Annotated in this window: 4 protein-coding genes and 1 pseudogene; 1 reads left to right on the top strand and 4 read right to left on the bottom strand. The window is 71.7% G+C overall.

The window, feature by feature from the left end; all coding sequences use genetic code 11:
- A pseudogene (locus tag AWZ10_RS35605) lies at window positions 1-2,145 on the top strand (D-alanyl-D-alanine carboxypeptidase); the annotation flags it as partial.
- A gap of 198 nt (window positions 2,146-2,343) precedes the next feature.
- Here AWZ10_RS35605 and AWZ10_RS35600 read toward each other — a convergent pair.
- The 4 genes from AWZ10_RS35600 to AWZ10_RS35585 all read right to left on the bottom strand — a co-directional run bounded on the left by AWZ10_RS35600 (window position 2,344) and on the right by AWZ10_RS35585 (window position 6,877).
- Window positions 2,344-4,026, bottom strand: a complete 1,683-nt coding sequence (locus tag AWZ10_RS35600; protein WP_046709477.1) for a hypothetical protein — start codon at window positions 4,024-4,026, stop codon at window positions 2,344-2,346.
- A gap of 361 nt (window positions 4,027-4,387) precedes the next feature.
- Complete coding sequence (locus AWZ10_RS35595; protein WP_060893062.1) at window positions 4,388-5,269, bottom strand: MerR family transcriptional regulator; 882 nt, start codon at window positions 5,267-5,269, stop codon at window positions 4,388-4,390.
- 94 nt (window positions 5,270-5,363) lie between these two features.
- Window positions 5,364-5,870, bottom strand: a complete 507-nt coding sequence (locus AWZ10_RS35590; protein WP_046709475.1) for a glutathione peroxidase — start codon at window positions 5,868-5,870, stop codon at window positions 5,364-5,366.
- Between the two features lie 32 nt (window positions 5,871-5,902).
- Entirely contained in the window at window positions 5,903-6,877 is a 975-nt protein-coding gene (locus tag AWZ10_RS35585; RefSeq protein WP_060893061.1) for an ArsR/SmtB family transcription factor, read from the bottom strand.
- Between the last annotated feature and the right edge of the window lie 89 nt (window positions 6,878-6,966).

Below are 6,966 nucleotides of genomic sequence, written 5' to 3'. Positions count from 1 at the left end.
GGCGAGGGCGGTGACGCCGACCCGCGCGAGCGGGGTGCCGCTGCGTCCACCCGTGCCGCCTCGGCGGCACGACTGCCCGCAGCGCGGGCGGAGGAGACGACGAGCCCCGAGTCGGGCGCCGAGGCCCAGGCCGACGCCACTGCCGATGCCGATGCCGGTGCTCAGGCCGACACAGCCCCCGAGGCCGAGGCCGATGTCGAAGCCCGGCCCGACGTAGCCCCCGAGACCGATGCCGAAAGTCCGGCCGACGCAGCCCCCGAGGCCGTTCAAGCCGACGACGAGCCGGAGGCCGCCACGGCTTCGGCATCCGGCGCCGAGGCGCGGCCGGGGTCGGAGGGCGATGGCGGAGCCGGGGCGGGACGGTCTGTGGACCATCCGACCGCGATCTTCCGGGCTCCCCGGCCGCCCGCCGTGGATCACCCCACCACCATGCTCAAGCTGGGCGGCGGTGCCACCAAGGCCACCGAGCCCGCCGCCCCCGCCGAGGACGCCGGGGTCCCCGACAAGCCCAAGGACGCCGACAAGCCCAAGGGCGCCGACAGGTCCGGGATCTCCGACAAGGCCGAGGTCTCCGACAGCTCCGAGGTCGACGACAAGCCCAGGGCCGACGACAAGCCCGCAGCCACCGACGCCCGCGCCACCGACGCCCGCGCCACCGACGCCGCCGCCAAGGGCGACATCGCGGATTCCCCGCCCCCAGCGGAGCGCACCAGCAAATTCGTCGCGTTGAAGCAGCTGGACGAGCACGCCCCGCCCAAGCCCCCGGCGGCTGCCCCCGGCAGCCCCGCCACCAGCCCGGCGGAGGCGACGCGGGCCATCCCGCAGGTGGGCCCGGAGCGGACGACGCAGCAGCCGCTGCCGCCCAAGCCGCCGCTGGATCTGCTGGCGGAGCTGACCAACACGCCACCCCCGCGCCAGACCCCCGTGCGGACGATCATCCGCCGGGTCAAGATCTGGACGCCCCTGGCCATCCTGCTGGTGATTGTGTTTGCGGTCGCACAGTCGGTCCGCTCGCTCCCCACCCCCACGCTCGCCCTGACCGCCGACGAGTCGTACGCGTTCAAGGGCGGCAAGGTCGACCTGCCGTGGCCCGCCGAGGGCCAGGGCTGGATGGACGTCAACGGCATCGGCACGGTGGACAGCTTCGGCGAGCAGAAGCCCGTGGCCATCGGCTCCGTCGCCAAGGCGATGACCGCGTACGTCATCCTCAAGGAACACCCGATGAAGGCCGGCGAGAAGGGCGCGGCGATCCCGGTCGACGCGAAGGCGGAGACCGAGGGCGGCTACGACAAGGACGGCGAGTCCACGCTCAACACCGTCAAGGAGGGCGACGAACTCTCCCAGTACGACGCGATCGCGGCCATCATGATTCCGTCCGCGAACAACGTCGCACGGCTGCTCGCCCGTTGGGACAGCAACGGTTCCGAGGAGGAGTTCGTCAAGAAGATGAACGCCGCCGCCAAGGACCTCGGCATGACCGACACCACGTACACCGACCCGTCCGGGCTGAAGGAGACGACCGTCTCCACCGCCGAGGACCAGGTCAAGCTCGGCAACGCGCTGGTGAAGATGAAGGCACTGACGGACATCACCAGGCTGCCCGAGTGGAAGGACCCCTCAGGCCTGAAGCATCGGAACTACAACACCCTCGTCCCGTACGACAACGCCATCGGCATCAAGACCGGCTCCACCACGGCCGCCGGCGGCAACCTGCTCTTCGCGGCCACGAAGGAGGTCGGCGGTGAGACGGTGATCGTCGTCGGCGCGGTCCTCGGCCAGCACACACCGCCGATCATCGACACGGTCAACGCGGTCAGCAAGACCGCGATGCTCGCCGCCCAGGACGCGTTGATCTCCGACACGATCCTGAAGAAGGGCGACGTCGTCGGTTACGTCGACGACGGGCTCGGCGGACAGACCCCGGTCGTGGTCACCAAGAACGTCTCGGCGGTCGGCTGGGCAGGCAAGACGGTCAAGCTCGAACTCGACCCGAGCGCCACCATCCCGCACGAGGCGAAGTCGGGCACCGAGGTCGGCTCACTGATCGTCGGCGACGGCGCCGGTGACGGCGTCGAGGTACCGGTCGCCCTCCAGAAGGACCTCACCGAGCCCGGCTTCCTCGCCAAGCTGACCCGCGTCGGCTGACCCGCGGTCCCCTGCCCCGAGCGCCCTGACCGGGCCGGAGCGGACCGCCGGACCAATACCGAAGCGCTCCTTGCGACCACATGGTCGCAAGGAGCGCTTCGGTGCTGTACGGCCCGGCGTGTGACGCGCACCCGCCCTACGCGCCCTACGCGCCCTACGCGCCCTACGCGCCCTACGCGCCCTACGCGCCCTACCCGTCTACCCTTCCTCCCCGTCCCCCTGCTCCGCCTTCTCGTCCGCTTCCTTCTCGCACTCCAGGGCCGTCGTCCGTGACGGTCCGCCGTACTGGGAGCTGATCCGCACATTCCCCGGCTCATGCACCGTCAGGCGGGTGAACTCGGTGAGGTCGCCGTCGGACTCGCGGTCGGCGGTGAGGCAGCCGTTGTCGGCCCAGAGCCAGGGGGAGTAGGCGACGCGGACGGTGATCTCGCCGGCCTTCGGCATGTGGACGACGAGGTTGGCGCCGTCCGCGCTGACGACGGAGGCCGGCCTGTCGACCAGGGGGGTCGCGTTCTTCACCCGGTAGATCTTCCAGTTGGCGTCCTGCCAGACCGGCTCCAGATAGCCCGGTCCGCTGGTCACCAGCGCGTGTTCGAGCTCGGCGGGCCCGTCCGGCTCGCCGTTGACGAGGACCACGAACCCGACGGCCCACTGCGAGAGCCACGCCTTGTACGCGGTCGGCGTGAAGGCCCCCTCGGGCACCTCGGTCCCGCCGTGGCCCTCGTAGAAGAGGCGGCCGCGCTCGACGTCGGCCTGCCGGTTCCAGCCGCGTGCCATGTTGATGTACGGGGCGAGGATGGCGGCCTCGCGGTGGTCGCGGGCCGGCACCACCTCGACGCGGGTCTTCCAGGCGCCGAGCCGTTTCAGCTCCTTCACCACACCGTCGGTCTTCACCGCCCACTCGGGCACCTTGGTGTTGGTGACGATGTCGGCGGTCGTCTTGCCGGTCAGCCAGGTCACCGAGAGCACCAGGGCCACCACTCCGGCGATCTGCCGACGCCGGGGCGTGAACCAGGACAGCGGCAGCCGGGCGTCGGCCGTGCGCGCCTCGCCCCGGTACAGGCAGATCGCCAGGGCCGCCGCCGGGCCCGCCAGCTCCAGGAGGCGTTCGACGTTGGTGCCGATGGGGGTGGGGATCAGATAGCAGAGGACCACGCCGAGCGCGTAGATCGCGGCGCTCAGGCGCAGCACCCGCCAGGCGCTCGGCGCGACCAGCACGACCACCACGCACAGCACGACCGGGGGCCAGATCCGGCTGAAGGCCATGGGCTGCTCGCCGTCGAAGGGGAACAGCAGCGTGGTCACGGCGACGACGGTCACCGGCGGCGCGATCAGCGCCGCCGCCCTGCCCCACTCGCGGCACAGCAGATACGCGGCGCCGACCACGAGGAGGAACAGCCCGGAGACGGGGCTCCCCAGCGTGGACAGCGTCGCGCACACCGCCGCCACCGCGAGCTGCCGCCCGCCGCGCCCGCTCAGCACCGCCAGCAGGGCCCCCATCGCGAAGGCCGTGCCCAGCATGAACGTGGACCGCCCCGACACCACCTGGCACCACAGCGAGAACGTCGCCGCCAGCGCGACCGGCACCGGCGCACGTACACCCGTACGAGTGACGACCGCACCGGCCAGCCAGGAGGCCGAGAGCCCCGACACCAGCGTGACGGGGACGACTCCGCACGCCGCCATCAGATACGGCGAGAGCACGCTGTAGTTCGCCGCGTGCAGCCCGCCGTACCAGAACAGGTTGACCGCGGAGTCCGGGTACATCTTCGCGAACTCCGCCCACGCCACCTGGGCCGCCAGATCGCCGCCGCCGGTGGCGAAGACCGCCCACCACACGAAGTACAGCGGCAGGGCGCACAGGGCGGCCGTGAGGGGCACCCGGTGGCGTTCCCGCCACGGCTCGCGCGACGGTTTGTCGGCGCGCGAGACGGGCCGTCGTGGGGTCAGCTCGGCAAAGGCCACTGCGGGTCTTCCGTTCCGTTTCGACTCGTGCGGGCGGGTGCGGTCTTCACAAACGTCTTCTCGAACTCTTCTTGAACGCCTTCACAGACGCCTTCACAGACGCCTTCCCAGCCGTACTCCGTGCCTTCTCCGTGCCTTCTCCGTACGTTCTCCGTGCGTGGGGACAGACGTGTGTTGAGGTAGACGCTAATCACTCGCCGACAGTTGGCCGACAGGACGTGTGCGATCCGCTACGGCCGTAGGGAAAGCCCTACGGCCGTGCCCCGTGCCCCACGGGTCAGGATGCGACCGGGAACGCCACGTCGCACACCAGGTCTTCGGGGCCCGCCGCGTCCCAGTCCGCGAAGTAGATCTCACGGCACGGGCCGGTGACCTCCAGGCCGCGCGCGGCGATCCACCGTTCGACCGCCTCGAAGGCCGCGAGGATCTGTGGATGGGCCACCTGGGCCTTGCTGATCCGGGTGTACACGAGCCGTCCCGCCGGTTCCACCCGGACCTTCGTCTCCCAGGCCCGCCCGTGCTCGGCCGCCCATGCCCGCGCCGCGCTCTCGTCGGCGACCGGCACACACGACTCCGCGGGCCCGTCACTCTCCATGGACACCTCGGAGTGGTACACGACGAACGGCGCGCCGGTGGTCCCGCCGCACACCGCCGCGCCCTCCTCCAGCCGCCCCAGCGACGCCCCGATCCACGTCGGCAACTCGTCCGCGAGCGTGTGCCGCGACTGGGTCAGCAGCACCTGTGGGGCCGTATCGACCGTCTCGACCGTGAACTTCCCGTACGTCTCGTCCATGCCTGACTCCGTTCCCGACAAACGTCCACGGAGGTAGGCGGCAAGGGTCCGCTGTGACGCGAACCGTTCCTCGGCCTCGGCCCAGTACGCGGCGAGCAGGTCGGCGGCCCGAGTGCCGGCCGGTTCGACGCCGTCCACGATCTCCGCGATCCGCGAGAGCGGCATGTCGAGCTGGCGCAGCAGGGCCACCAGACGGGCACGTTCGGCCTGGCCGGCCCGGTAGTACCGGTAGCCGTTCACCTCGTCGACGTACGCCGGCGGGAGCAGCCCCAGCCGGTCGTACAGCCGCAGCGCCTTCGCCGACAGCCGCGCGCGGGCGGCGAAGGCACCGATGGTGAGCAGGTCGTCCGCATCGTCGATGTGCACTGGGTCATCCTCCGTCGCCGGGCGCCCTCCGCCCGACGAGAGAGACGGTGCCCCTTGCCCCAGGGGCAAGGTCAACGAACGACCCCGCGGGGCGTCAGCCGATGGCCTTCTCCACGGCGGCGACCAGCTCCGCCGCCTCGGGCTCGGTCTGCGGCGAGAAGCGGGCGACGACCGAGCCGTCACGGCCGATCAGGAACTTCTCGAAGTTCCAGCGGATGTCACCGGTGTGCCCCTCGGCGTCCGCGTGGTCCACCAGCCGCTGGTACAGCGCGTGCCGGCCCTCCCCGTTGACCTCGACCTTCTCGGTCATCGGGAAGGTCACGCCGTACGTCGCCGAGCAGAACTCCGCGATCTCGTCGGCCGACCCCGGCTCCTGCCCGAGGAACTGGTTGCACGGCACCCCGAGCACGGTGAAGCCCTGCGCGGCGTAGCGCGCCTGCAGTGCCTCCAGGCCCGTGTACTGGGGGGTGAGACCGCACTTGGAGGCGACGTTCACGACGAGGACGGCCTGTCCGGCGTACTGCGAGAGGTCCGCGGAACCGCCCTTGAGGGCGTCGATCTGTACGTCCAGGACGGAGGGGGTGGCGTTGTTCGTAGTCATAAACGGATGCTATCTCCGGAAGGACGTTCGCCTCAGCGTGGGTGTGGTGCGGCACGCAGCAGCACCTCGCCCTCCGCCGTGCGCGCGTACAGCACCGACCGTCCGGCCCGCCCGCGCCGGACCAGCCCGGCGTCCAGCAGCACCTTCAGGTGGCGGCCGACGGAGCCGAGGGTCTGGCCGGTCACCGCGCACAGTTGGGTCGTGCTCATGGGGGCGTCGAGGAGGACGAGGACCCGGGCGCGGGCGTCGCCGAGGAGGGGGCCGAGGGCCGGGGGCACGGCGGTGGTGCCGCTTTTGCCGGCGAGGACGCCCGAGCACGGATACACGACGGCGTACCGTTCCCGCTCCTCCCACGCCACCCACCCCGTCCGCTGTGGTGTGACCGGCACGAAGACCAGCCGTGCCCCGGAGATCTCGCGCGGCGGGTATTCGTGCGCGTTGACCTGCAGCCGGTTCTCGCCGAGCCAGCGCATCCCCGGTCGCATCGCGTCCAGCACGGCCGCCCAGCCGCCCTGCCCCAACAGCGCGGTCCGGGCGAGCACATCGGCCTCCAGCACCCGCCGACGCCGCTCCCAGTACGGCCGTACGGTCTCCTCCCACACGTACGTCAGGAGGTCGGCCGCACGGTCGGGCAGGTCGTCGCGGTGCAGGGCGGCGGGCAGCGGGCCGCGCAGGGAGAGGGCGAGGTGGGCGCGGGCGGCGGCGGGGTCGGCGCCCCGGACACGGGCGATCCCGTCCGCGAAGGTCTCGTCCTCGCGCGGTGTGGGGGTGAGGAAGTCGGCGATCCACTCCTTGCCGAGCCCCGAGCGGATCAGCAGGGCGGTGACGGGATCCCCGGCCGACTCGGCCCGGTACGCGGGCAGGTGGGCCCGCAGCCAGGCCCGCTCCCCGGGGTGTGTCCCCGCCCCGGCGTGCAGCATCTTCAGGCTCGCGAACGTCTCCGCGAGCGGCGAGACGACGAACCGGCTCCCGGCGAGTGTGTCGGCGTTGACCTGCCACCAGCCCACGTGGACACCTCCGGGGTTCGGCGCGAGCCCGTCCCGGCGCGCGCCTCGGCTTCGGCGGAGCTGTCGCGGTTGCGGCTTTCGTGGGTGCA

The sequence above is a fragment of the Streptomyces europaeiscabiei genome (assembly GCF_001550375.1).
Lineage (GTDB): Bacteria > Actinomycetota > Actinomycetes > Streptomycetales > Streptomycetaceae > Streptomyces > Streptomyces europaeiscabiei.
Note: the sequence above shows the minus strand (reverse complement) of the source record. Positions and strands in the feature narration are given on the sequence as shown.

Bases quoted from the DNA above. Each gene is read 5' to 3' on its own strand.
- AWZ10_RS35590 (WP_046709475.1), bottom strand. From the start codon at position 5,870: ATGACTACGAACAACGCCACCCCCTCCGTCCTGGACGTACAGATCGAC.